We start from the raw sequence: 26,980 nt of genomic DNA, 5'->3' as shown, positions 1-26,980 counted from the left end.
CGCAGCAGTCTTCGGGAGGAGACCACATGGATACGGGTGCACTCGTCTTACTGGTGTTCTTCGGAGCGCTGGTGCTGTTCGTGATCATCCTGCTGGTCAAGGCGATCGCCATCATCCCGCAGGCCGAGGCGGCGGTGATCGAACGGCTCGGCCGCTACAGCAAGACCGCGTCCGGTGGGCTCACGCTGCTGGTGCCGTTCCTCGACAAGGTCCGCGCGCGGGTGGATCTCCGCGAGCGGGTGGTGTCGTTCCCGCCGCAGCCGGTGATCACCGAGGACAACCTGACGGTGAACATCGACACGGTCGTCTACTTCCAGGTCACCAACCCGCAGGCAGCGGTCTACCAGATCAGCAACTACATCGTCGGCGTCGAGCAGTTGACCACGACGACGCTTCGCAACGTCGTCGGCGGCATGACGCTCGAGCAGACGCTGACGTCGCGGGACTCCATCAACGGTCAGCTGCGCGGCGTGCTCGACGAGGCCACCGGCCGCTGGGGGCTGCGCGTGGCCCGAGTCGAACTGCGCAGCATCGACCCGCCGCCGTCGATCCAGGACTCGATGGAGAAGCAGATGCGCGCCGACCGCGAGAAGCGCGCCATGATCCTCACCGCGGAGGGCAACCGGGAGGCGTCCATCAAGCAGGCCGAGGGCCAGAAGCAGGCGCAGATCCTGGCTGCCGAGGGTGCCAAGCAGGCGGCGATCCTCGCCGCCGAGGCGGACAGGCAGTCCCGCATGCTGCGCGCCCAGGGCGAACGAGCCGCTCAGTACTACCAGGCGCAGGGCCAGGCCAAGGCGATCGAGAAGACGTTCGCGGCGATCAAGGCCGGGCGTCCGACGCCGGAGATGCTGGCCTACCAGTACCTGCAGACGCTGCCGCTGATGGCCAAGGGCGAGGCGAACAAGGTCTGGGTGGTGCCCAGCGACTTCGGGTCCGCGCTGCAGGGCTTCACCAAGCTGCTGGGTGCGCCGGGCGACGACGGGGTGTTCCGGTACACGCCGTCGCCGGTCGAGACCAATCTGCCCAAGCCCGAGGATGATTCGGACGAGGTGGCCGAGTGGTTCAACACGCAGACCGATCCCGCGATCGCGCAGGCCGTCGCCAAGGCCGAGGCCGAGGCACGCAAGCCGGTCGCAGGCGCGATCGACCCGCCCCCGCAGTACCCGCCGCTGTCGCAGCAGGCACAGCCCCCGGTGCGCGACTTCTCCCAGCCGCCACCGCCACCACCGCGGCACGGTAACCCCGGCCAATGAGAGCGCTGACGTCGAATCGGAGCTACGCGGCGCTGGCCGTGCTTCAGGCCGGGGACGCCGTGGCCTGCGCCATCCCGATCGCGCCGATCGAGAAGGCGTTCGACGACGTGGGCCTGGCGCCGGAGCTGCGTCCGATCATCCCGGTGGTCAAGGCGGCCTCGGCGATCGGGCTGATCTCGGTGTACCGCTTTCCGTGGCTGGCCAGGCTGACCACGTTCATGCTGACGGTGTACTTCGTGCTGGCGGTCGGGTCGCACATCAGAGCCAGGGACTGGAGCCCCGGGTTGATCGCCGCGTCCTCGTTTCTCGCGCTGTTCAGCGCGATGACGGTGCAGGGGCCTAGCGACCGGCGGTGACGGCGGGCTCGTCGTCGGTCTGCGGATGGCTGCGCCGGTGCGCCCGGATCTCGTAGACGAGGCCGGCGATGCCGAGGGACGCCGTGCTCAACGACACCAGGAACAGCAGCGGGCTGATGTTCCCGGTCAGCGCGTCGCCGAAGATCACGATGGCCGAGGTCCCCGGCAGCAGACCGGCGAACGTGGCCAACGTGTACGGGAGCACGCGGACGGCCGACGACCCGGCCGCGTAGTTGAGTACCGAGAAGGGCACCGCGGGGATCATCCGCATGGACAGCACGGTCGGCCACCCTCGCGCTGCGAGCCGGGCGTTGGCCTCGTCGATGCGCGGGTGCTTGACGAGCCGGTCCAGATGCCAGCCCGCCGCGCGCACCAGCAGAAGGGCGATGACCGCGCTGAGGGTGCTCGCCACGACGGCCAGCGGCACGCCGAGAACCGGACCGAACAGCAGGCCGGCCGACAACGTGAAGACCGTCCGCGGGAACGGGAAGATCGTCACCACCACATGGGCGGCGAAGAACGCCAACGGGAACCACGGACCGACCGATGTGGCCCAGTCGCGGAGCTGCACGGCGCTCGGCAGCGGAACGAACACGGCGAATGCGACCAGGATCACAATCGCGGTCGCGATCGTAGCGAGCCGGCGTCGCGGCATCTGGGCCAGCGTCGTCACCACGGCCGCGCGTACTGCGCGAAACGTGCTGGCGACGGGCTTCACGCCTTCCAAGAGTACGTGGCTTCCCGACGTTGCTCGCGACGACGCAGCGGGGCTACCCGTCAGTAGCGTCGCGCCCGCTGGTTCGTGGGGTGACCGCGATCATTTAGCCTGATGGACAGTTGTCAAGTCACACGCTGCATCACGGGAGCTGCCGGTGTCTGAACAGGAGTCCAGTTCGAGGCTCAGCGTCGCTGAGTCCGATCGCGAACAGTGGCGCACGGCCGTCGCGGGAGTGCTCGCCAAGAGCAGCCGAAAGGACCCCGCCGAGCTCGGATCGGAGCCCGAGCAGCTGCTCGACTCGCCGACCTACGAGGGCTTTCCGATCCGCCCGCTGTACACGATCCTCGACTCCCAGCCCGAGCCCCCGCTACCGGGCCGCTGGCCGTTCGTCCGCGGCGGCGACGCGCTCCGCGACGTGAAGTCGGGCTGGAAGGTCGCCGAGGCCTTCCCGCTACCGGGCGCCTCGGGAGTGTCAGCAGGCAACGGCAGCGTGCTGGCCGCGCTCACCGAGGGCACCAGCGCGCTGGTGCTGCGGGTCGGCAGTGGGGCGAGCGAAGCGACGGGCAATGGGTCGGCCGGCGTTCCCGCGAGCGACATCGACCGACTGCTGGAGGGCGTGTTCCTGGAACTGGTGCCCGTGGTGCTCGACGCGGGAGCCGATTACGCTGCCGCCGCCGACGCCGTGCTGGCTCTGGTCGAGGACCTGACCGACGACCGCCGGGCGCGGTTGTCGATCGACCTCGGCGCCGATCCGCTGACCGCGCCGCTGTCGGGGCGGTCCGCGCCGACGGTGGACGAGGTCGCCGCGATCGCGGGTCGGTCGGCCGGCTACGACGGTGGCGTCCGAGCGATCACCGTCGACGGCCCGGCGTTCCACGATCTCGGTGCCAGCGCGTCGTGGGAACTCGCCGCGGCCATCGGCGCCGGTGTCGAATACCTGCGGCTGCTGACCGAGCACGGGATCGGCACCGCGGATGCGTTGCGGCAGATCAGTTTCCGCTACTCCGCCGACGACGATCAGTTCATGACCATCGCGAAACTGCGCGCGGCGCGTCAGATCTGGGCACGAGTCGCCGAGGTCGTCGGTGCTCCCGACGCCGGCGCCGCGACGGTGCACGCGGTCTCCTCGCTGCCGATGATGGCGCAGCGCGACCCCTGGGTGAACATGCTGCGCACGACGCTTGCCGCGTTCGCGGCGGGTGTCGGTGGCGCCGACACGGTTCAGGTGCACGCGTTCGACGTGGCGATCCCCGGCGGATTGCCCGGCACGGCAACCACGTTCACGCGGCGGATGGCTCGTAACACCCAGCTGCTGCTGCTCGAGGAGTCGCACATCGGGCGGGTGCTCGACCCCGGCGGCGGTTCGTGGTACATCGAGGATCTGACCAGGGCGCTCGCGGAGCAGGCGTGGGCGCACTTCCGCGAGATCGAGGCCAAGGGCGGGTTCGTCGCGGCACGCGAGTTCGTCGCCGACCGGATCGCCCGGGTACGCGACCGGCGGGCCGACGACGTCGCGCACCGGCGCACGTCGCTCACCGGTGTCAACGAGTACCCGAACCTCGCCGAAGCGCCTCTCGGGCAGCCGGACTCGACGCCCACCGTTAAGCGGTACGGGGCCGCGTTCGAGGAGCTGCGGGACCGGTCGGACGCCTACCTGGCCGCGCACGGCGCACGGCCGAAGGCGCTGCTGCTGCCCGTCGGCCCGCTGGCGGAGCACAACATCCGCACGACCTTCGCGGCCAACCTGCTGGCATCGGGCGGTGTCGAGACGATCAATCCCGGCACGGTGACCGCCGACGGCGTCGGCACGGCGGTCCAGGACGCGGGAGGCGCCGTGGCGGTGGTGCTGTGCGGCACCGACAGGCGTTACGCCGAGGAGGCGTCCGGTGTCGTGGAAGCCGCTCGCGCCGCCGGGGTTTCGCACGTGTACCTGGCCGGGCCGGAGAAGGCGGTGGCGGACGCCGCCGGCGGGCAGGAGCGAAGCGACACGGGGAGTAGCTCCGCCAAGCCGGACGAGTACCTGACCGCCGGGATCGACGCGATCGCCGCGCTGTCGACCCTGCTCACCCGATTGGGGGCATGAGATGACTACTTCCGATGTCGCCGGCGGACCGGCTCCGGCGCTCACACCGGGACCGATCGCCAGCTTCGCCGACGTACCGCTGCACGGCGACAAGACCGCCGAGCCGTCGACCGACGCCGGGGTGGCCGACCACGTCGCCGCCGCGGCCGCCGCGCACGGGTACACGGCCGAACAGTTGGACTGGGCGACGCCCGAGGGTATCGACGTGAAGCCGGTCTACATCGCCGCCGACCGCGACGCCGCCGTCGACGCGGGGTATCCGCTCGACACCTTCCCCGGCGCACCGCCCTTCGTGCGCGGGCCGTATCCCACCATGTACGTCAACCAGCCGTGGACCATCCGGCAGTACGCGGGGTTCTCGACGGCCGCGGAGTCCAACGCGTTCTACCGACGCAACCTGGCGGCGGGGCAGAAGGGCCTGTCGGTGGCGTTCGACCTGGCCACCCACCGCGGCTACGACTCCGACCATCCGCGCGTCTCCGGCGATGTCGGAATGGCCGGGGTGGCCATCGATTCCATCCTCGACATGAGGCAGCTGTTCGACGGCATCGACCTTTCCACGGTGTCGGTGTCGATGACGATGAACGGCGCGGTGCTGCCGATCCTCGCGCTGTACGTGGTCGCGGCCGAGGAACAGGGAGTCCCGCCCGAGAAGTTGGCCGGGACCATCCAGAACGACATCCTCAAGGAGTTCATGGTCCGCAACACCTACATCTATCCGCCGAAGCCGTCGATGCGGGTGATCTCCGACATCTTCGGGTACACCAGCGCGAAGATGCCGAAGTTCAACTCGATCTCCATTTCGGGCTATCACATCCAGGAGGCCGGTGCGACAGCCGATCTCGAGCTCGGTTACACGCTCGCCGACGGTGTGGAGTACATCAAGGCCGGCCTCGACGCGGGCCTCGACATCGACAAGTTCGCACCTCGGCTGTCGTTCTTCTGGGGTATCGGCATGAACTTCTTCATGGAGGTCGCCAAGCTGCGCGCCGGCCGACTGCTCTGGAGCGAGTTGGTGGCGCAGTTCGAGCCGAAGAGCGAGAAGTCGCTGTCGCTGCGCACTCATTCGCAGACGTCGGGGTGGTCGCTCACCGCGCAGGATCCGTTCAACAACGTCGCACGGACGTGCATCGAGGCGATGGCCGCAACGCAGGGGCACACGCAGTCGCTGCACACCAACGCGCTCGACGAGGCACTCGCGCTACCGACCGACTTCTCCGCGCGGATCGCGCGCAATACGCAGCTGCTGCTGCAACAGGAGTCGGGCACCACCCGGCCGATCGACCCCTGGGGCGGGTCGTACTACGTCGAACGCCTGACCCACGAGCTGGCCGAGAAGGCGCGCGCGCACATCAAGGAGGTCGCCGAGCACGGCGGCATGGCTCAGGCCATCGGCGAGGGCATTCCGAAGCTGCGCATCGAGGAGGCCGCCGCCAGGACGCAGGCCCGTATCGATTCCGGTGCGCAGACGGTGATCGGCATCAACAAGTACCAGGTCGACGAGGATCAGGAGATCGAGGTCCTCAAGGTCGAGAACAGCCGGGTGCGCGCCGAGCAGATCGCCAAACTCCAACAGCTGCGGGCGGATCGGGACGAGGACGCGACGCAGGCGGCGCTCGCCGAACTCACCCGCGCGGCCGAGGCGACCGGACCGGCGGGGGAGGACGGACTGGGTAACAACCTGCTCGCGCTCGCCATAAACGCCGCGCGCGCCAAGGCCACCGTCGGCGAGATCTCCGATGCGCTGGAGAAGGTCTACGGTAGGCACGAGGCTGAGATCCGCACCATTGCGGGCGTGTACCGGGACGAGGTGGGACAGGTCAGCAACGTCAGTGCGGCAACGGAATTGGTGGAGAAGTTCGCCGAGGCCGACGGACGCCGCCCGCGTATCCTCGTCGCGAAGATGGGCCAGGACGGCCACGATCGCGGCCAGAAGGTGATCGCGACGGCGTTCGCCGACATCGGTTTCGACGTCGACGTCGGCTCGCTGTTCTCCACGCCCGACGAGGTGGCCCGCCAGGCCGCCGACAACGACGTGCACGTCGTCGGGGTGTCCTCCCTGGCCGCAGGTCACCTGACGCTGGTGCCCGCTCTGCGCGATGCACTCGCCGCGGTCGGCAGGCCCGACATCATGGTCGTGGTGGGCGGCGTGATTCCGCCGGGTGACTTCGACGAACTGTACGAGGCGGGTGCGGCGGCGATCTTCCCGCCGGGCACGGTCATCGCCGACGCGGCGATCGGCCTGCTGGAGAAGTTGGCCGAGCGTTTGGGATATGACCTCAGCTGAGCTCGCCAACGCGATTCGGGCCGGGGACCGCTCAGCGCTCGCGCGGGCCATCACGCTCGTCGAGTCGACGCGCGCCGACCACCGGGAACAGGCTCAGAAACTCCTGCTGGAACTGATGCCCCAGGCGGGCAGCGCGGTCCACATCGGCATCACGGGCGTTCCGGGGGTGGGCAAGTCGACCACCATCGAAGCGCTCGGCATGTACCTCATCGGCCTGGGGCACCGGGTCGCGGTGCTGGCGGTGGACCCGTCGTCGACCCGCACGGGGGGTTCCATCCTGGGTGACAAGACCCGCATGGCGAAGCTCGCGACCCAGGAGGACGCGTACATCCGGCCGTCGCCGACGTCGGGCACCCTCGGTGGCGTCGCGAAGGCCACCCGCGAGACGATCGTTTTGCTGGAAGCCGCGGGCTTCGACGTGATCCTGGTGGAGACCGTGGGTGTCGGGCAGTCCGAGGTGACGGTTGCCAACATGGTCGACACCTTCGTGTTCCTCACCCTTGCGCGGACCGGTGATCAGCTGCAGGGGATCAAGAAGGGCGTGCTCGAACTCGCCGATGTCGTGGTCGTGAACAAGGCGGACGGCAAGCACGCCACCGACGCGAAAGCGGCTGCGCGCGAGCTCGCGGGCGCTATCCGCTTGATATATCCTCGCGAAACACTCTGGCGCCCACCGGTTCTCACCATGAGTGCGCTGAACGGCGACGGACTCTCGGAGCTCTGGGACGTCGTGTTGAAACACCGTGAGGTGCTCACGGCGGCTGGGGAGTTCGACGCCAGGCGCCGCGCCCAACAGGTCGACTGGACGTGGACGATGGTCCGCGACACCGTGCTGGACCGCGTGCTGACACATCCCGAGGTGCGACGCATCCGGTCGGACGTCGAGCGACGGGTGCTCGCGGGCGAACTCACCCCGGCGCTTGCTGCGCAGGAGATTCTGGACGCCGCTTCGTCGCATTGACCTAACGGATCGGTAACCCGCGCCGATAGTTGCCGGGGTCGAGGTAAATTGACTTATGTGAGCCCTGTCATAGGCGAGCGCAACGACGCGCTTCCCCGTGGCGTCCAAGGTGACGCCGACGCGAACTTCTCCTGTGCGGTGCGCGCGTTCAGCAGCCTCTTCCCGCACCCTCGGCTGGGCGGCGGTGCGCTCTCGGTCTATCTGGACGGCAAGCCCGTGGTCGACGTGTGGACCGGCTGGTCGGACCGGCGCGGGAAGCGGCACTGGAACGCCGACACCGGAACGATGGTCTTCTCGGCCACCAAGGGCATGGCGTCGACGGTCATCCACCGGCTCGTCGACCGCGGACTGATCGACTACGACACTCCGGTCGCCGAGTACTGGCCGGCGTTCGCCGCGCGGGGAAAGGCGGCCGTCACCGTCCGCGAGCTCATGCGGCACCGCGCGGGGCTCGCACACCTCAACGGCGCCACCAAGGCCGAGCTGATGGATCACGTCCTGATGGAGGAGCGGATGGCGGGGGCGCCGATGGGCCTGTTCAAGGGCCTTCCCGCCTATCACGCGCTGACGTACGGCTGGCTGATGGCGGGTCTAGCGCGCGCGGTCACCGGACGGGGCATGCGCGACCTGTTCCGAAGCGAACTGGCGCACCCGCTGAATACCGACGGCATCCACCTCGGTCGGCCGCCCGCCGACGCTCCGACCCAGCCGGCCCGGATCATCGGGCCCCAGTCGAAGCTGCAGAACCCGATCTTCAACCTGGTCGCACCCCGCATTGCGGGGCTTCCGTTCTCGGGTGGCTTCGGCTCGCTGTACTTCCCCGGAATGAAGGCCTCGGTGCAGGGCGACATCCCGCTGCTCGACACCGAACTGCCCGCGGCCAACGGGATCGCGACGGCCAGGGGGCTGGCGCGGATCTACGGCGCGATCGCCAATCGCGGCGTGATCGACGGCACCCGATTCCTCTCCGAGCGCATCGTCGACCAGCTGACCGGCAAGCCGAGTCTGCACCCGGACGGCAGCCTCTTCCTTCCGATGTCGTTCCACCTCGGTTACCACTCGCTGCCACTGGGCAACATCCTGCCGGGTTTCGGGCACGTCGGGCTCGGCGGCTCGCTTGGCTGGGCCGACCCGACAACGGGTCTGGCGTTCGGATTCGTGCACAACAGGCTGCTGACGCCGATGGTGGTCGGCGACCAGGCGGGCTTCGTCGCGACTGCGGCGCTGATCCGTCGCGGTGTCACGCTGGCCCGCCGGAACGGTTTCGCCCCGGTCACCGAGTTCGGAGCCCCGTTCGCCGACCGCCGGACCGCGGCGGTCTGACGCTCGCTCACCACGCCGGACAACCGGTGTTGTCGGTTTAATCCGTTGCAGGGCAGAGCATTAAGCGGCTAACCAAGCCGGTGATGCTGCGGTATAAGGGAATTCGTCGGTTTCGTCGCGGCGTTGCCAGTGTGACCCAAGGTAGTGGCGTCGTTACCGCGTCGGTGATTGCCGCGAATGCAGTCCCGCGTGTGATGGCTGCCGAGGCCCGGTGCGGCCACTGGTGCCCCACGGCTAACACATACCATCCGCCCGATTGCCGTTAGCTCAGACTTCCCATGCCGGGCCACGCTCACGGCAAATTATGTAGCACGGCGAATGATCGGTCGAATAGTGGGCTCTCCGTCCCACGAATCGTCGTTTACCAAACCGTTGAATAGATTTGCTGTGTGATGCATGGGTAAAAGATTCAAAGGATTGTCCATTCGTCGCCAAGCTTGGTAAATTCCGCGCACTGGCAACATAAGCCCAGCTCAAATAAGTTTTGCTGGTAGACACGACGCAATCCGCACCGCCGGTGTAAAGTTCCCCGCTGAGAATCGTGGTAGCAAAAGAGCAATTCTTGATTTGCCTGGTGTTTCTGCGGAGGTGCGCCTTGCGAGGTTCGGTACTGACTGACATGCGTGAAAATCGCAGGTCGAGGAGATGGGATCGGGAAAACTCACAGCCCATACATTGTTGACGTTTTTCCGCATTTCCTGCCCGAAATCAGACTATCGGTACGTTCACGAAGAGGTTGAAAATACGTGACAGACAAGATCGCAGCGATCAGCCCCCTTTCGACCGTGACCCCGGTCGCGGTGGTCGGAATGGGGTGTCGCCTGCCGGGCGGTATCGATTCGCCGGCGACGTTGTGGGAGTCGCTCCTCCGCGGTGACGACCACGTCACCAAGGTTCCGCTGGATCGCTGGGATGCCGAGGAGTACTACGACCCCGAGCCCGGCGTGCCCGGTCGGTCGGTGTCGAAATGGGGCGCATTCCTCGACGACATCGCGGGTTTCGACGCCGACTTCTTCGGGATCAGCGAGCGCGAGGCGACCGCGATGGATCCGCAGCACCGGCTGCTTCTCGAGACCGCCTGGGAGGCAGTCGAACACGCGGGTATCGATCCGGCGACGTTGTCGCGCACCCTGACCGGCGTCTTCATGGGAATGACGCATCAGGACTACCAACTGCTGGTCGCGGACGCCAACGAGGCGGACGGCCCCTACGGCTTCATGGGAAACAACTTCAGCCTGGCGTCGGGGCGCATCGCGTACCACCTGGGTGCCCACGGACCGGCCTACACGGTCGACTCGGCGTGCTCGTCGAGCCTGCTCGCCGTGCACATGGCGTGCCGCAGCCTGCACGACCGCGAGAGCGACCTCGCGTTGACCGGCGGTGTGTCGATCATGCTCGAGCCCAGGAAGATGTCGTCGGGATCGGCACAGGGCATGCTGTCACCGACCGGCCGGTGCCACGCCTTCGACGTCAAGGCGGACGGCTTCGTCTCGGGCGAAGCGTCGGTCGTGCTGCTGCTGAAGCGCCTCGACGACGCCATCGCGGCGGGCGACCGGGTGCTCGCGGTCATCCGCGGCACCGCCGCCAACCAGGACGGCCACACCGTCAACATCGCGACGCCGTCGCGCTCCGCGCAAGCCTCCGTGTACCGCTCCGCGCTTGCGGCCGGCGACGTCGATCCGACGACGATCGGCTACGTCGAAGCGCACGGCACGGGCACGCCCGTGGGCGATCCCATCGAATTCGCCAGCCTGGCCGAGGTCTACGGTGGCGCCGGGCCGTGTGCCCTCGGCTCGGCCAAGACCAACTTCGGACACGGCCAGAGCGCCTCCGGCGCCATCGGATTGATGAAGGCGATCCTCGCGCTGCATCACGGCGAGGTTCCCAAGAACCTGCACTTCACCGCCATGCCAGAGGAGATGGCGCAGCACCAGACGGGCTTGTTCGTTCCCACCGAGACGACGCCGTGGCCGACCAACGGTCATCATCCACGGCGCGCGGCGGTGTCGTCGTACGGTCTGTCGGGCACGAACGTGCACGCGGTGCTCGAGCAGGGCCCGAGCACCGGCGCCGTCGTCGCCGCACGGGAATCCGCTGGCCCCATGCTGTTCCCGCTCTCGGCGACGTCGGTGGACGAACTGCACAGGACCGCGGGGCGGCTGGCGGACTGGCTGGAGAGCACGTCGTCCGACGCCGTGGCACTGGATGACCTGGCGTACACGCTGGCGCGCAGGCGAGCCCACCGGCAGTTCCGGACCGCGGTCGCCGCTGACACCCGTGCCGACCTCGTCACCGCGCTGCGGGACGTCGCCGACACCGCGCTGCCCGTCCCTCCCGCGGTGGGACAGGATGATCGCGGTCCCGTATGGGTGTTCTCCGGGCAGGGCTCGCAGTGGGCGGGCATGGGCGCCGGTCTGCTCGCCGTCGAACCCGCCTTCGCGGCGGCCGTGGCGACACTCGAACCGCTGATCGCCGCCGAGTCGGGATTCTCGGTGACCGAGGCGATGTCGGACAGCGAGCCGGTGACCGGTATCGACAGGGTGCAGCCGACGGTGTTCGCCGTCCAGGTCGCGCTCGCCGAGACACTGCGGTCCTACGGCGTCGCGCCCGGCGCGGTCGTCGGCCACTCGATGGGCGAGGTCGCCGCAGCCGTCGTGGCAGGCGGGTTGTCGCTGGAAGACGGCGTCAAGGTGATCTGCCGACGGTCCCGACTGATGGCGACCATCGCGGGGTCCGGCGCCATGGCCACGGTGGAACTGCCCGCCCAGCAGGTGCTTTCGGAGCTCGCCTCGCTAGGCGTCAAGGACGTGGTGCTCTCGGTCGTGGCCTCGCCGAGATCGGCGGTGGTGGGCGGTGCCCGCGAGTCGATCCGGAAACTGGTCGCCGAGTGGGAGGCGCGCGGCGTCATGGCCCGCGAAGTCGCCGTGGACGTGGCGTCGCACTCGCCGCAGGTCGATCCGGTGCTCGACGACCTCGCCGCCGCCCTCGAGGACATCACGCCACGGGAACCGAATCTGCCGTACTACTCGGCGACGCAGTACGACTCCCGCGATCCGGCGGACTTCGACGCGTACTACTGGGTCGACAACCTGCGCCAGGCCGTCCGGTTCTCGGCGGCGATCCAGGCCGCGCTCGAGGACGGTTTCCGCGTGTTCGGCGAGTTGTCGCCGCATCCGCTGCTGACCCACGCCGTCGACCAGAACGCGGGCGGCCTCGACATCGCCGTCGCAGCGCTCGCGGTAATGCGCCGTGAGCAGGAGGTGCCACGCGGCCTGCTCGACGTCGTCGCCGAGTTCCACTGCAGCGGTGCGGCACTCGACGCGACGGTACTCTGGCCGGACGGGCGGCTGGTGGACGCACCGCTGCCGTCCTGGCATCACCCGCGCCTGATTCTGAGCCGCGAGGGTACCGACCAGGGCAGGGGAGCCGTCGTCGCAGTGCACCCACTGCTGGGCGCGCACGTGGTGCTACCGGAGACGCCCGAGCGGCACGTCTGGCAGGCGGACGCCGGTACCGGCGCTCAGCCCTGGCTGGGCGACCACATGGTGCACGACGTCGCGGCGATGCCGGGAGCCGCGTACTGCGAGATGGCCCTCGCCGCGGCGCGGGAGATCGTCGGCGAGGCCGCCGAGGTGCGGGATGTGCAGTTCGAAGCGCTCCTGCTGCTCGACGAGAGCACGCCGGTGTCCGCGGTCGCCGCGGCCACCCCGAGTGGGGTGACGGAGTTCCTGGTCACCACGTCCGCCGACGGCGAGGAGGTCAGTCGGGCCAGAGCCGTGCTGGCCGAGTCCGCCGACCTCGGCGTGCCCGCCGCCTACGACATGGAACGGCTGCGCGCGGGGCATCCCGTCGAGCTGGACGGTGCGGCGATGCGGGAGTGGTTCGAGGCCAGGGGAATTCAGTACGGCCCCGCATTCGCGGGCTTGGCCGCGGTACACGCCTGCGACATCGGCGGAACCACCGTGCTGGCCGAGGTGGCACTGCCCGGCTCGATCCGGTCCCAGCAGGGCGCGTACGACGTTCACCCCGCGCTGCTGGACGCCTGCTTCCAGGCGGTCGGTGCGCATCCCGATCTGCAGGCCGACACGACGGGCGCGCTGATGCTGCCGCTCGGTGTCGATCGGCTGCGCCTGCACGCCTCGACACGCAACGCGCACTACTGCCTGGTGCACGTGACGAGCCTGAGCCGGACGGGAGTCCGAGCCGATCTGGAGATCCTCGACGAGCACGGTGGCGTCCTGCTCACCGTCACGGGGCTGCGGCTGGGTACCGGGATCTCCGAAGCGGGACAACGGGATCGGACGCTGCACGACAGGCTGTTGACGATCGACTGGACGCACGGGGACCTGCCCGAGGCCGATGCCGACGCCGGCCGGTGGATGCTGGTCTCGCTGGCCGCGGACGAGGATGAGCTCGTCAAGGCGGTGGCGGCCGGTCTGGTCGCCGACCACGCCGAGGTGGTGTCGGCGACCTGGTCGCCCGACACGGACCACGTCGCCGCAGCGGAGCGATTGCGCGCGGATCTCGCGTCGCGACCGTTCGCCGGTGTGGTGGTGGTGGCCGCGGCCGGTGCCGCCGAGGACGCGGACACTCCGGTGCGCGGTGCTGATCTGCTCCGCCATCTGGTGCGAGTGCTGCGTGAACTGCCGGAGACACCCGGTGAACCACCGCGGCTGTACGTCGTCACGCGCAACGCGCAAGCGGTCGTCGCACGCGATGTCGTGAATCTGGAACACGCCGGGGTGCGCGGACTGGTCAGGGCGATCGGCATGGAGCACCCGCAGCTCGGGGTCACGCTGGTCGACGTGGACGACCGGACCGACGGCGGAAGACTCGCCGCGCAACTGCTGGCGGGCTCTGACGAGGACGAGACGGCCTGGCGCGACGGCGAGTGGTACACGGCCAGGCTCAACCTCAGTCCGCTGCGGGCGGAGGACCGTCGTACGGTCGTCGTCGACGCCGCGACCGAGGGGATGCGGCTGCAGATCCGGACGCCGGGTGACCTCCAGTCGGCGGAACTCGCCGCCTACGAGCGCATTCCACCGGGGCCGGGTCAGCTCGAGGTGGCGGTCAGTGCGTCGAACTTGAACTTCGCCGACGTGCTGGTGGCCTTCGGGCGCTATCCGAGCTTCGAGGGGCGCCTGCCGCAACTGGGTGCGGACTTCGCCGGAGTGGTGACGGCCGTCGGTGAGGGGGTCACCGAGCATCAGGTCGGCGACCTGGTCGCAGGCATCTCCACCGACGGAGCGTGGCGCACATTCGTGACGTGCGATGCCGGTCTCGCGGTGACGATTCCGGACGGTGTCCCGGCCGCGCGCGCGGCCGCGGTGCCCAGCGCGCACGCCACCGCGTGGTACGGCCTGCACGATCTCGCCCAGATCGACAAGGGTGACCGCGTGCTGATCCACTCCGCGACCGGCGGTGTGGGCCAGGCGGCCATCGCGATCGCGCGCGCCGCCGGCGCCGAGATCTTCGCGACGGCGGGCAGTCCGGAGCGTCGACAACTGCTCCGTGACATGGGTATCGACTTCGTCTACGACTCGCGCACCACGTCGTTCGCCGATGAGATCCGCAGGGACACCGACGGCTACGGGGTCGACATCGTGCTGAACTCGCTACCGGGAGCGGCGCAGCGGGCCGGCTTGGAACTGTTGACGTTCGGCGGGCGGTTCATCGAGATCGGCAAGCGGGACATCTACGGCGACAGCAGGCTCGGCCTGTTCCCCTTCCGGCGGAACCTGAGCTTTCACGCCGTCGACCTGGGCTTGCTGACCGTGACTCGGCCGCGCAAGGTGAAGGCGTTGCTGGACAACATCTTCGCCGACATGGCGAGTGGAGCGCTGCCATTGCCCGAGACGACGCACTACCCGCTCGACGACGCCGCGACGGCGATCCGCGTGATGGGTGCGGCCGAGCACACCGGCAAGTTGGTGCTCGACGTGCCGCGCAAGGGCAGGTACCGCGCGGCCCTGCCACCCGAGGAGGCGCCCGCGTTCCGGTCGGACGGGGCGTATGTCATCACCGGCGGACTCGGTGGACTCGGGCTCTACCTGGCCGAGAAGATGGCGATCGGGGGATGCGGACGCATCGTGCTGAACGGCAGATCCGCGCCGGGTGCCGAGGCACTCGAGGCGATCGACCGCATCATGTCGACCGGCGCGCAGGTCGCCGTCGAACTCGGTGACATCGGCGATCCGGACACGGCGTCGCGTCTGGTCGAGTCGGCGACGTCGACCGGCCTCGCGCTGCGCGGTGTCCTGCACGCCGCCGCGGTGGTGGAGGACGCCACGCTCGCCAACATCACCGACGACCTCATCGAACGCGACTGGGCGCCCAAGGTTTACGGCGCCTGGCGGCTGCACGAGGCGACGAAGGACACGCCGCTGGACTGGTTCTGCTCGTTCTCGTCGGCGGCGGCGATGGTCGGGTCACCCGGCCAGGGCGCCTACGCGGCGGCCAACAGCTGGCTGGATGCGTTCACCCACTGGCGGCGCGCTCAGGGCCTGCCTGCGAGTGCCGTCGCGTGGGGTGCGTGGGCCGAAATCGGCCGAGGCCAGGGGATGGCCGCGGATGCCGCGATGGCGATCGCGCCGGACGACGGGGCGTACGCGTTCGACGCGCTTGTTCGGCACGATCGGGCGTACACCGGCTACGCCCCGATCGCGGGTACTCCGTGGCTGACCGCGTTCGCTCAGGTCAGCCGATTCGCGGAGGCGTTCAAATCGATCGGCCAGGCCCGGTCGGGCACCAGTCAGTTCCTCACCGAACTGCGTGAACTGCCGCAGGAGGAGTGGCCTACCAGGCTGCGCAAGCTGCTGTCCGAGCAGATCAGCCTGATCCTGCGCAGGGCCGTCGATCCGGACCGGCCGCTATCCGAATACGGGCTCGATTCGCTGGGGAACCTCGAGCTCCGCACCCGAGTGGAGAAGGAGACGGGCGTACGCATTACGGCAACCGACATCACGACGATCCGGGGACTGGCGGACTCGCTGTGCGAACGCCTGGAACCGGCGGAGGTCGCCGCCTGATGTCAGTGAAGAGTCGGATCGAGCAGAGGAGGGCACGGTGCTAGTCGGAGCGTTGGAGATCGTCAGGGCGGACGAGTGGAACCCCGGCGGTGGCGCAGTAACGTCGTGGCACGCGTCGGCAGGCTCGAAAGCCAAGGCGATGGCAGCCCCGGTGAGCACGGTGCCCGCCAGTTACATGCAGGCGCAACACATCCGGGGCTTCCACGAGTTCAAGGCGAAGGGCATGGAGTACTCGCGTCTGGTGATCGTGTCGTGGGACCAGCCGGGCGAGTGCGACATCCGCGCGATGAACCACGTCGTCAACGCGCATCTGCGCAGGCACGACACCTACCGGAGCTGGTTCGAGTTCAAGGACGGCCGCACCATCCGGCGGACGATGCAGAACCCGAACGACATCAAGTTCGTGCCGATGCGACACGGCGAGATGTCGCAGGCGGCGTTCCACGAGCTGATCCAGTCGACGCCGACTCCCGACGAGTGGGAGTGCTTCAGCTTCGGGGTGATCCAGTACGAGGATCACTTCACGTTCTACGTCATCGTCGACCACGTGCACACCGATCCGGTGCTGATGGCGATGCTGTTCGTCGAGATCCACCAGACGTACATGGCGCTGCTCGAATGCGGCGCGCCGCCGACCCTTCCGACGCCGAGCGGGTACGACGAGTACTGCGTGCAGCAGCACCGGTACACGTCGTCCCTGACCGCCGAGTCGCCCGAGGTGCGGCGGTGGATCGACTTCGCCGTCACCAACGACGGCACGCTACCGGAGTTCTCGCTGCCGCTCGGCGATCCCTCGGCGGCGTGCGGCGGCGACATCATCGTGGCGCCGCTGATGAACGCCGAGCAGACGGCCCGCTTTGAAACCGCCTGTGTGGCCGCGGGATCCCGCTTCGTCGGCGGGGTGTTCGCAGCGGCGGCGATCGCCCAGTACCGCATCACGGGTGTCGACGACTACTACGGCATGACGCCGAAGGACATGCGCACCAGGCCCGAGGAGTTCGTGACGAACGGGTGGTTCACCGGCATGATCCCCGTGGGCGTCCCGGTGACGCGGGGATCCTTCGCCGAAACCGCACGGGCGGCGCAGAAGTCGTTCGACGGCAACATCGATCTCGCCAAGGTCCCGTTCGACCGCGTCCTCGAACTGGTGCCGTGGCTGCACCGGACACACCGGGGTTTCCCCATGCTGGCGTACCTCGACGCCGGTTTGCCGCCGCTGTCGGCCGTGGTCGCCTCGCACCTCGACGGGGTCAACGCGCGGACGTACTGCGACGGGATGAGCCCCGCGCACATCTGCATGTGGGTCGGGCGGATTCACGACGAGACGTCGATCACGGTGTTCTTCCCGGACAACCCCGTCGCCCGTGACTCCGTCACGAAGTACGTCGCCGCCATGCAGGAGGTGTACGCCGGGGTGGCCGAGGGCCGCGACGTCGTGCAGACGACGATGCGGGAATCCGCCTGAGCGGGTCGGTCTCGTGAAGTTCGCGTTGGCGGTCCACGGCACCAGGGGCGACGTCGAGCCCTGTGCGGCCGTGGGCCGCGAACTGCGGGATCGCGGGCACGACGTGCGGATGGCCGTGCCGCCGAACCTCATCGGCTTCGTCGAGTCGGCGGGGCTGCCGGGCGCGGTCGCCTACGGACCGGATTCGCAAGCACAGCTCGACGACGAGTTCTTCAGCGAGTTCTGGCGAGTGCAGAACCCGGCGGCGCTGATCCGCAGGGGGGTGGACTACCTCACCGAGGGCTGGGCGCAGATGAGCAGCGCCCTGACCGAACTGTCGGATGGCGCCGACCTGATCCTGGCGGGCACCACGTATCAGGAGGTGGCCGCGAATGTCGCCGAGCACCACGGCATTCCGTTCGCCGCACTGCACTACTTCCCGGCGCGGGTGAACAGCAGCATCGTGCCGTTCCCGGTACCGCGTCCCGTCGTCCGGACCGTGTGGACGGCGGCGGAGTGGCTGCACTGGCGAATGCTGAAGCGCGCCGAGGACGAACAACGCCGTGACCTCGGCCTCGACCGCGCGACGGTACGGTGTGCGCGTCGGATCGTCGAGAGGGGGGCGCTGGAGTTGCAGGCGTACGACGAACTGTTCTTCCCCGGACTCGCGGCGGAATGGCACGGCACCAGGCCGTTCACGGGCGCGCTGACGCTCGGCCTCGGGGCCGCCGACGACGCCGACGTCGACGCGTGGATCGCAGCGGGCACCCCGCCGATCTACTTCGGCTTCGGCAGCATGCCGGTGCCGTCACCCGCCGATGCCGTCGACATGATCAGCACGACGTGCGCCGAGTTGGGTGAGCGGGCGCTGGTGTCGGCGGGAGTGTGGGACGTGGCGCAGATGTCCCCGCCTCCGCACGTGAAGCTGGTCGGCGCGGTCAACCACGCCTCGGTGTTCCCGCGGTGCCGCGCGATCGTGCACCACGGTGGCGCGGGCACCACGGCCGCCAGCGTGCGCGCGGGCGTGCCCACGGTGATCCTGTGGGTCGGTGCCGATCAGCCGGTGTGGGCGGTGCAGGTCAAGCGGTTGAAAGTCGGTACTGCGCGCAGGTTCTCGTCGACGTCGGGGCCGAAGCTGACCGCTGCGCTGCGCGTCGCGCTGACACCGCGGGTACAGGACCGGGCTCGCGTCGTCTCCGAGCTCGTCACCGACGCCGCGACGAGCGTGGCAACGGCAGCGGATCTACTCGAGGAGAAAGTCGGGGTCATGGCCGGGCGATGATGCACGTGCGCAAACCCGCGATGCTCGTGGAGGGGTTTCCCGCCATGGGTCGGTTCGTTGTGCGCCGGCCGTGGTTGATCATCGTCGCGTGGGTCGGGTTGGCCGTCGCCCTGTTCCTGGCCGTGCCGCCGCTTGCGCAGGTCGCGCTGAAGAACCCGCCGGCGTTCCTGCCCGCCGACTCGCCGGTGCTGGTGGCGACCAACCAGATGAAGGACGCCTTCAACGAGGCCAGTTCCGGCAACCTCGCGGTGGTGGTGCTCAGCAACGAGAACGGCCTGGGCCCGGCCGATGAGGACGTCTACCGGCGACTCGTCGACGACCTGCGAGCGGCGACCACCAGTGTGCGGTCGACCCAGGACTTCGTGCACATCCCCGAACTGCGCCAGGTGATGACGAGCGAGGACAAGAAGGCGTGGACGTTGCCCGTCAACCTCGTCGGCGTGATGGGCACCGGCGAAGGCCAGAAGGCGTACCGCGACGTGGTCAAGGTGGTGCGGGCCACCACGGAAGGCAGTTCGCTCACCGCCGACGTCATCGGGCCCGCAGCCACGCTCGACGACCTCACCAAGATCGGCGCCACGGACCAGCACGTCATCGAGATCGCCACCGTGCTCATGGTGCTGACGATCCTGATCGTGGTGTATCGCAACGTCGTCGCGATGCTGCTGCCGCTCGCGACCATCGGGGTCTCGCTGGTCGTCGCGCAGCAGTTGGTCGCGTTCCTGGGCTTGCACGGCCTCGGCCTGGGCCCGCAGACCCTTGTGCTGATGACGGGCATGATGCTCGGCGCGGGCACGGACTACGCGGTGTTCCTGTTCAGCCGATATCACGAATGCGTCCGTGAGGGAATGTCTTCCGACGACGCACTGGTCGCCGCGCTGGGGTCCATCGGCAAGGTGATCGCCGGATCGGCCGGTACGGTCGCGATCACGTTCCTGGGTCTGGCGTTCACCAACCTCGGCGTGTTCGCCACCGTCGGCCCGGCCCTCTCCGTGACGATCGCCATCGGCTTCGCGGCGTCGGTCACCTTGCTGCCGGCCCTCATCGTGCTGACCGGACGGCGCGGCTGGGTGAAACCGCGCAAGGACATGACCGGCCGGTTCTGGCGCCGGTCGGGTATTCAGATCGCGCGGAAACCCAAGGGCCATCTGCTCGTCAGCCTCGTCATCCTCGTCGCGCTCGCGGGGTGCACGCTGCTGGTCAAGTTCAACTACGACGACCGCAAGACGCTGCCGCCCGACGCCCCGAGCAACCTCGGTTACCAGGCCCTCGACGCGCACTTCCCGGTCTCGAGCACGCTGCAGCAGTTCGTCTTGATCCAGGCGCCCGACACCGACTTGCGCAGTCCCAAGGCGCTGGCCGACCTCGAGCAACTCGCCGCACGGGTGGGTCAGCTGCCCGGCATCGGGCTGGTCCGCGGGATCACCCGGCCGACCGGAGAGATGCTCGAGCAGGCCAAGACCACCTACCAGGCCGGTGAGGTCGGCACGCGGATGCTGGACGCGTCCACTCAGATCACCGGGCACGACGGCGATCTGACACTGTTGAGCAGCGGCGCCCACAAGTTGGCCGGCGTGCTCGGCGACGTGCGCGGGCAGGTCACCGGCGCGGTCGGGTCGGTTCGCGGGCTCGTCACCGCGCTGTCGGACATGGAGCGCAAATACGGTGGCGGTAAGACCCTCGCCGACCTCGACGAGACGGCGACGCTCGTCGCGAACATGCGCAATCTCGGAACCGACCTGGATGACACGCTGTCCTATGTCGTCGACGTCTACTCGTCGTCGGTACCGGTGCTGCGTGCCCTCAATGCGAGCCCGGTGTGCAATATCGATCCGTCATGCGTCTCGGCGCGCACCGACATGCAGCGGATGGTGGCGGCGCGCAACGACGCCGCACTGCTTCGGCTGGAGGAACTGGGAAGACAACTCGAGCAGACCAGCCCCGGCCAGCGTCTGGACGAAGCCGTCAAAGGACTCAGCAGCAGCCTTGAGAAGGCGTCGGCGGCCGCCCAACGGCTGGGCATCACCGACGCCAACAGCATTCAGCAGAAGATCACCACGATGCAGCAGGGCGCCACCCAACTCGCCGACGCGAGCCGCCAACTCGCCGAGGGGGTTCAACAACTCGTCGACCAGACCAGGGTGATGGGGGACGGTCTGGATCAGGCGTCCGCGTTCCTGCTCGCGATGAAGCACGAAGCGGCCAATCCGCCGATGGCCGGCTTCTACATCCCTCCGGAGATCCTGACCCAGGCGGAGTTCAAGAAGGCCGCCAACCTCTTCATCTCAGCCGACGGCCACACCGCGCGATACGTCGTGCAGACCGCGCTGGACCCGTTCAGCACCGACGCGATGGATCAGGTGAAGCAGATCACCAAGGCGGCCGAGAGCGCGCTGCCGAATACGAGCCTCGCCGACGCCCGCATCTCGATGGTCGGTTTCTCGGCCGTTCAGAACGACATTCGCAACTACTACAACAGCGACATCGAGTTCATCATCATCGTCACGCTGATCGTCGTGTTCCTGATCCTGGTCGGGCTGCTGAGGGCGATCATCGCGCCGCTGTATCTGGTCGGATCGGTGATCCTGTCGTACGTGTCCGCCGTCGGGATCGGGGTGCTCTTCTTCCAGTTCCTACTGGGCCAACAACTCTCCTGGAACGTGCCGGGCATGGCCTTCCTGGTGCTCGTCGCGGTCGGCGCGGACTACAACCTGCTGCTCATCTCGAGGATCAAAGACGAAGCGGCCAATGGGATTCGGGCGGGTGTCATCAAGACCGTCGGCGCCACCGGCGGTGTGATCACCTCGGCGGGCCTGATCTTCGCGGCGTCGATGTTCGGCCTGACGTTCAGCAGCATCAGCAACATCGTGCAGGTCGGGTTCATCATCGGGGTGGGCTTGCTGCTCGACACCTTCGTGGTGCGCACCATCACGGTTCCCGCGATGGCCGTCCTCGTCGGGAAGGCCAACTGGTGGCCGGGTAGCCAACCGCAGCGAGTGCGGCGGCCACGCCCGCGGCCCGTCTTCGCGGCACCCCGCGCGGGATGCACGGATCCCGACTTCACCGACGCCGATCCCGACGAGTTGGCGCTGCGCTGCCGAGAAGCGCACTGGCTGCCCATTCCCCTAGCGGCGAAGGACGATTCACCCGGCTAGCGTCGGCGTGGTCGCAGCTTGGTGAGAAGGCCCGTCAGCAGTCCGCCGACCTCCAATCGGCGGTAGCGCGCGATGGCCGCCGACATCGGGCGGACGTAGACGGCGAGATCGTGCTGCGCCCTGGCCGACGCGAACCAGTCCAGGCTCATCAGCGACATGCGCCTGCGTTGCCGAACCAGTGCGAGCCGGTTCGCGTCGACGGCCGATGCGTCGGGCCGCACGCGTTTGACGGGGACGCTGAGGCCGGCTGCCAAGTCGTCGGCGAGTCGCACCGCGAGGCCGTCGCGGCGGTGCCGGAGCCCGCCGGCCTGCGAGCGGGCCGCCTCGTCCACGGTGAGGGGCTCCAGTTCGATGTCTCCGGACGCCGCACCGGCGCTGAGGATCTCGTCGACGACCGGGTTCCGGGTCACGACGATGTTCGTGCCTCGCCAGTCGGCTGCGTACTGCGGCAGCCACGCGTCGCCGAACACCACGTCCGCGGTTTCGGCGAACACGTCGTCGCAGAAGTTGCACGCCTCCGGCTGGAATGCACCGTGGCCCCAGTTGCCGCCGACCAGTGCACGCGTACGCCGCTGCACGACGCCGTCGCCGCGCGCCGTCGCGGCGAAGTCGTAGTCGCTCGAGGCTCGGGCCGGGTTCTTGACCCGGAAGTCCACGGCTGCCAGATGTTCCGGCGGAACGCCGACCTGCCACGCCAACGACTCGGCGAAGAAGCGCGACTTCATGTGACCGCACACGAGTCCGACGAAGAACAGAATCGACTCCCGCAACCGGTCGTCCTCGCGGCAGAGCTGTCGAGCGGCCTTGATGAAACACGGCACGCCGACCAGTGCGTACCGGCGGCCGTCCCGACGAGCGACGTCGAGCACGTCGCGCAGTGTCGTCGGGTAGTACTGCGACTTGCGTTGCGCGGTCACGCCCGACGAGGTGGTCGTGATCGTGTACTGGAACAACGCGTCATCGGCATCGGCGCGCCCGACGTGGATGACCGCGTCGACGAGCTCGCGCCGCAGGAGTTGGTCGAGCAGCCACGAGGTGAGGCCACCGGAGCTGCTGCCGAGCAGATAGTCGTCGGATCGGTGCCGGCCCGCGAGCACCCGACCGTGGTGACCCAGCCGAGGGTCGAGGGGTAGTGCGTTGCCCTCCGGCGTCGGTGCGCCGAGTTCGTCTTCATCGGGTGCGTCATCGGAGAACGGGCAGACTCGGCTGGCCCGCTCGAGGTCCTGCTCCGTGACGCCGTCCAACGCGGCCGAGTAGAGCCCGCGCCGGGTGAGCACCAGCGGTATCGCGCCGTCGGTGGCGACGGAGCACGTGCCGCAGCCGATGCACATGCCGCGAGCCACGGTGTCGGAGATGGTGTGTGGCACCCGGTTACGTCCTAGTCATGTCGTAGTGAGGGAGCGACGGAGTGGGGTAGCAGGGCCGCGCGCAGGTAGCCGAGACCGTCGTCACGCGCGCGCTCGAGCACCTCGTTGACGCGCTCCCAGCTGATCTCACGCTCGGCGGCCGTTCGAGCGTCGTCGGTGGACGTGACCAGGCGGTCGGACAACCCGACGGTGTCGAGCAGGGTGTCGAATCGGGTCGAGCCGCGGCCGGGGTTGGCGATCGTGACGAACGGGGTGTTGTTGAGAATCGCGAACACCGTGCCGTGGAAGGAATCGGTGACGACGAAGCGCGCGTCGGCGAAGGCCCGCACCCACGTCGGCACATCGGCCCGCCGGTACTCCGCGGGGGCGGACCGGTACTGCGGGTAACTCGCGGGACGTCGGTGCAGTCGCGTCTCGGAGAGGTGGGTGACGTCGCAGACCGCGTCGACACACGCCCGGCCGTGGGCGGAGTCGTCCAGCACGTAGGTGAGACAGCCGGGGGAGAGATCGGTGCCGCGCGCGCCCACGCTCGCGTAGTGGTCCCTGGTGAGTAGCAGCGTCGGGTCGACGTGCTGATGTGCGTGAATCCCCCAGCGCTGTAGGCAGATCGACACCCCGGACCGCTCCCGCACGGAGATCGAGTCGAATCGCCGCGCGAGCGCGGCCGTGTGTCGGATCAGCCGCGGGGAGTAACCCTCGAGGTGGTCCTGGCCGAATGACGCGGCGTACGAGACCAGTCGGACGTCGCGGTCGCCGACGAAATCGAAGAGGAACGACCGCACGTCGCCGTATCGCCGCCGCCAGACCTGATCGCTGCCGACCAGCAGGGTGGTGAACCCGCTCAGGATCGTCGGGTCGACGACGCCGCGGCGGGAGAACAGTTCGGTACCCGCGATGTGCTCGCTGACGAACTCGCGCAGCGGCTCCGCCAGTTCCTCGGCGAGAACCGAATCCAACGCCTCCGCCGCCGGGCGGCTGCGGAGGCACCAGGCGGGCAGCCGACGGACCACGAGCCGGGCCAGTGTCCGTCCCCACGCGGGCAGGGGATTCGACACGGAGAGGTCGGTCACGGGCGACAGGCCGAGGTCGACCAGCACCCGCTGCAGGGCGTACGCCTGCAGAATGCCGCCGTAGTTGCCGTTGGACAGGGGAAGGGTTCTGATCAGCACTCGATCGGCGATGTGACTGCCACCCCCTCACCCGCATTCGGCGGCGTCGCGGTAGCCGCGGACGGCGAGCGGTACGAACACCGCGGCCAAGGCCACCAGCCACAGCAGGGCGGTCACGAACGGCGCCGCTGCCGCGTCACCGCGGGTCAAGGCCCGCATGGACTCGATGATCGGCGACATCGGCTGGTACTCGATGATCGGGCGCAACCACGTCGGGAACGCCTCCAGCGTTGCGATGCCCGAGTTGCAGAACACCAGTGCGATGGAACCGGTTGCGAGCCAGGTGAACAACGTGTTGCCGTCGGATCGCAGGGAGACGGTCACGACCAGCGTGGCGAATACGATCACCACCGCCACGGGCAGCAGGAGGAAGGGGACCACGGCGAGCCAACTGCCGTGGAATCGCAATCCGAGCGCGAAGCCGACCGCGGTGATCAACGCGGCACCCACCAGAGTGCGGACCGCCTCGGCCAACAGGCGGCCCGTCAACGGGCTGGCCCGATGCACCGGAAACGTCCAGAACCGGCTCAGCAGACCGCTGTTGCGCTCTGCGGGGATGGTCAGCCCGGCGCCGAGCGCGCCGAACATCGCCCCCGCGACGGCGCACACGGGCACCAACCCGTCGAGGCTGTCGGAGCCGGTGATGCGCACGACCGACTTGCCGACCAGGAGGTAGTAGGTGACGAGGAGGAAGGTCGGGAAGAGCAGTGCCTGAATCGGCACGATCGGGTGTCGGCGCCAGCGGATCAGCAGCCGACCCGCGAACGCGACGCTCTCGACCGCGAGTGACTGGCGCGGCGGCTCGTGCTCGATCACTCGACGCGCCGTTGCATCCGCAGGGCGATTGCCCCGCAACCGAATAGGAGGACGACGCACCACCCGGCGCTCAGCACCACGTTGGCGCCGACCACGTCTCCGGTGGACAGTCCACGCAGCGTCTCGGTGACCGTCGAAACCGGCTGATACTGCACGAACGGCTGAATCCAGCCGGGAAACGAGTCCACGGGCGCCATTCCGGTGGACAGCAGGACCAGCAGCAGTTGGGGGATGAGAAGCAACTGGCTGGAGACGTCGGTCTGCCTGATCCGCGTTCCGGTGGCATCGGCCCCGAGCGACAACGCCAACGTCAGCACCAGGACGACGACGACGAACGCGACGCCGTAGCCGAATCCGCCCGCCATGCGGAATCCGAACACGTACGCGATGCCGATGGCCACCGCGAGCGCCAGTACGCCGCGCAGCAGACAGTAGATCATCCTGGCGAGCAGCGGCAGCCCGACGGGAATGGGGAACGTGCGCAACCGAATACCGAAGCCACCCGCCTGCTCGCGCGCTGCCCGGTCGGCGGTCGTGAGTGCGCCGAACAGAATGGACTGCATGATGACCGCCGGCAGGACGTACTGCGGGTAACTCATATCGCCGGTGTCGATCAGGCTGCGCAGTGCCACGGTGAAACCGAGGAAGGTGGCCACCGGGATCACCAGCGCGAAGACCAGGTCGAGATCGCGGAACGTGCTGCGGACAACGCGTTCGGTGAGGGCCACCAGAGCGTTCATGCGTGCACGGCCGCCGGACTGAGGTGGAGGAAGACCTCGTCGAGCGACGGCTTGCGCAGGGTGATGTCGATGAGATCCACTCCGAGCCGGTCGACCCGGCGTAGCACCTCGGTGAGCGTTGCCGCTCCGTCGGCGGCGGGGACGGATACGGTGTTGGCCTCCGGATCGGCTTCGACGCCGGTGAAGTCGTCCAGCGCCGCGACGAGACGCGGCACGTCCTCGGGTTTGACCGGGCGCACCTGACAGAACGCGAAACCGACGCGACGCTTCAGCTCGTCGGCCGTGCCGCTGGCGATCACCCGACCCGAGTCGAGGATCACCACCGAGTCGCTGAGAACGTCGGCCTCTTCGAGGTACTGGGTGGTCAGCAGGACCGTCACCTCGTCGGCGGACAGCGAGGACACCAGCGACCAGACGTCGCGGCGGCTGCGCGGGTCGAGACCGGTGGTCGGCTCGTCGAGGAACAGGACCTTGGGCGGCACCACCAACGCACCGGCGATGTCGATGCGACGCCGCATGCCACCGGAGTACGTGACGACCCGACGGTCCGCGGCGTGCTCCATGTCGAACTGTGCGATGAGCTCTTCAGCACGCGCGCGGGACTGTTTGCGCCGCAGACCACGCAGCCGTCCGAACAGCTCGAGGTTCTCCCGACCGGTCAGCAACAGGTCGAGTGCGGCGTCCTGTCCGGTCACGCCGATGTTCCGTCGGACGCGGTCGGGATGCGCTGCGACGTCGTGCCCCGCGACCACGGCGTGCCCGCTGTCGGGCCGCAGCAGGGTCGACAGAATCCGCACCACGGTGGTCTTGCCCGCGCCGTTGTGTCCGAGCAGCGCGCACACGGTGCCGGTGGGCACGTCGAATGACACGTCCTGAAGTGCGGGCACGGTGCCGCCGAAGGACTTGCTCACGCCCACCAGATCGATCACGAGGCAACGATACCGCGACGACGCAGTCGCCGTGCTGCCTTGAAAATTGCTGACTGACAACGTCGTTCG

The 26,980-nt window shown here is 68.6% G+C and carries 16 protein-coding genes; 10 read left to right on the top strand and 6 right to left on the bottom strand.

Annotation, left to right across the window (positions count from 1 at the left end; genetic code table 11):
- Positions 1-26: 26 nt before the first annotated feature.
- Positions 27-1,253: an SPFH domain-containing protein gene (locus NM203_RS10965; RefSeq protein ID WP_255059917.1), complete on the top strand. Its 1,227-nt coding sequence runs from the start codon at positions 27-29 to the stop codon at positions 1,251-1,253.
- Entirely contained in the window at positions 1,250-1,609 is a 360-nt protein-coding gene (locus tag NM203_RS10960) for a DoxX family protein (RefSeq protein ID WP_255059916.1), read from the top strand. Before NM203_RS10965 ends, NM203_RS10960 begins: the two co-directional genes overlap by 4 nt.
- On the opposite strand, the gene NM203_RS10955 is transcribed toward NM203_RS10960, so the two are convergent.
- Positions 1,593-2,327, bottom strand: a complete 735-nt coding sequence (locus NM203_RS10955; protein ID WP_255059915.1) for a TVP38/TMEM64 family protein — start codon at positions 2,325-2,327, stop codon at positions 1,593-1,595. The genes NM203_RS10960 and NM203_RS10955 overlap by 17 nt on opposite strands.
- 148 nt (positions 2,328-2,475) lie before the next feature.
- Between NM203_RS10955 and mutA the strand changes: the two genes are divergently transcribed.
- The 8 genes from mutA (at position 2,476) to NM203_RS10915 (ending at position 21,890) form a co-directional block, all read left to right on the top strand.
- Positions 2,476-4,410 carry a methylmalonyl-CoA mutase small subunit gene (mutA, locus tag NM203_RS10950; RefSeq protein WP_408633338.1) on the top strand — a complete coding sequence of 645 codons (1,935 nt, stop codon included), beginning with the start codon at positions 2,476-2,478 and terminating at the stop codon, positions 4,408-4,410.
- A 1-nt stretch (position 4,411) separates the two neighbouring features.
- A complete protein-coding gene (gene scpA, locus NM203_RS10945; RefSeq protein ID WP_255059913.1) occupies positions 4,412-6,697 on the top strand; it encodes a methylmalonyl-CoA mutase in 2,286 nt (761 codons plus the stop codon).
- Positions 6,684-7,658 (top strand): methylmalonyl Co-A mutase-associated GTPase MeaB, encoded by a 975-nt coding sequence (gene meaB / locus NM203_RS10940; RefSeq protein ID WP_255059912.1) that lies wholly within the window; start codon positions 6,684-6,686, stop codon positions 7,656-7,658. The genes scpA and meaB overlap by 14 nt, the downstream gene beginning before the upstream one ends.
- A gap of 57 nt (positions 7,659-7,715) precedes the next feature.
- Positions 7,716-8,981 carry an esterase/beta-lactamase LipL gene (gene lipL, locus NM203_RS10935; protein WP_255059911.1) on the top strand — a complete coding sequence of 422 codons (1,266 nt, stop codon included), beginning with the start codon at positions 7,716-7,718 and terminating at the stop codon, positions 8,979-8,981.
- An 809-nt stretch (positions 8,982-9,790) separates the two neighbouring features.
- Entirely contained in the window at positions 9,791-16,009 is a 6,219-nt protein-coding gene (pks2, locus tag NM203_RS10930) for a sulfolipid-1 biosynthesis phthioceranic/hydroxyphthioceranic acid synthase (protein WP_408633337.1), read from the top strand.
- Positions 16,010-16,046: 37 nt separating this feature from the next.
- On the top strand, positions 16,047-17,474 hold the full coding sequence (locus NM203_RS10925; protein ID WP_255059909.1) for a condensation domain-containing protein: 1,428 nt from the start codon (positions 16,047-16,049) through the stop codon (positions 17,472-17,474).
- A gap of 13 nt (positions 17,475-17,487) precedes the next feature.
- Positions 17,488-18,735: a glycosyltransferase gene (locus NM203_RS10920; RefSeq protein WP_255059908.1), complete on the top strand. Its 1,248-nt coding sequence runs from the start codon at positions 17,488-17,490 to the stop codon at positions 18,733-18,735.
- A gap of 44 nt (positions 18,736-18,779) precedes the next feature.
- Positions 18,780-21,890 carry an MMPL/RND family transporter gene (locus tag NM203_RS10915; protein WP_255059907.1) on the top strand — a complete coding sequence of 1,037 codons (3,111 nt, stop codon included), beginning with the start codon at positions 18,780-18,782 and terminating at the stop codon, positions 21,888-21,890.
- Here NM203_RS10915 and NM203_RS10910 read toward each other — a convergent pair.
- Genes NM203_RS10910 through NM203_RS10890 form a run of 5 tightly spaced genes read right to left on the bottom strand, consistent with a single transcriptional unit; the run spans position 21,887 to position 26,911 of the window.
- The gene (locus NM203_RS10910) at positions 21,887-23,257 is read right to left on the bottom strand and encodes a Coenzyme F420 hydrogenase/dehydrogenase, beta subunit C-terminal domain (protein ID WP_255059906.1); all 1,371 of its coding nucleotides are present in this window, start codon (positions 23,255-23,257) and stop codon (positions 21,887-21,889) included. The two genes, NM203_RS10915 and NM203_RS10910, sit on opposite strands and share 4 nt — an antisense overlap.
- Before the next feature lie 11 nt (positions 23,258-23,268).
- Positions 23,269-24,426: a polysaccharide pyruvyl transferase family protein gene (locus tag NM203_RS10905; RefSeq protein WP_255059905.1), complete on the bottom strand. Its 1,158-nt coding sequence runs from the start codon at positions 24,424-24,426 to the stop codon at positions 23,269-23,271.
- 27 nt (positions 24,427-24,453) lie between these two features.
- Positions 24,454-25,242, bottom strand: a complete 789-nt coding sequence (locus tag NM203_RS10900; RefSeq protein ID WP_255059904.1) for an ABC transporter permease — start codon at positions 25,240-25,242, stop codon at positions 24,454-24,456.
- A complete protein-coding gene (locus tag NM203_RS10895; protein ID WP_255059903.1) occupies positions 25,239-25,982 on the bottom strand; it encodes an ABC transporter permease in 744 nt (247 codons plus the stop codon). The genes NM203_RS10900 and NM203_RS10895 overlap by 4 nt, the downstream gene beginning before the upstream one ends.
- Entirely contained in the window at positions 25,979-26,911 is a 933-nt protein-coding gene (locus NM203_RS10890) for an efflux ABC transporter ATPase subunit, DrrA-related (protein WP_255059902.1), read from the bottom strand. The genes NM203_RS10895 and NM203_RS10890 overlap by 4 nt, the downstream gene beginning before the upstream one ends.
- Between the last annotated feature and the right edge of the window lie 69 nt (positions 26,912-26,980).

Origin of the sequence: Mycolicibacterium arenosum (genome assembly GCF_024320865.1) — a bacterium.
GTDB lineage: Bacteria > Actinomycetota > Actinomycetes > Mycobacteriales > Mycobacteriaceae > Mycobacterium > Mycobacterium arenosum.
Note: the sequence above shows the minus strand (reverse complement) of the source record. Positions and strands in the feature narration are given on the sequence as shown.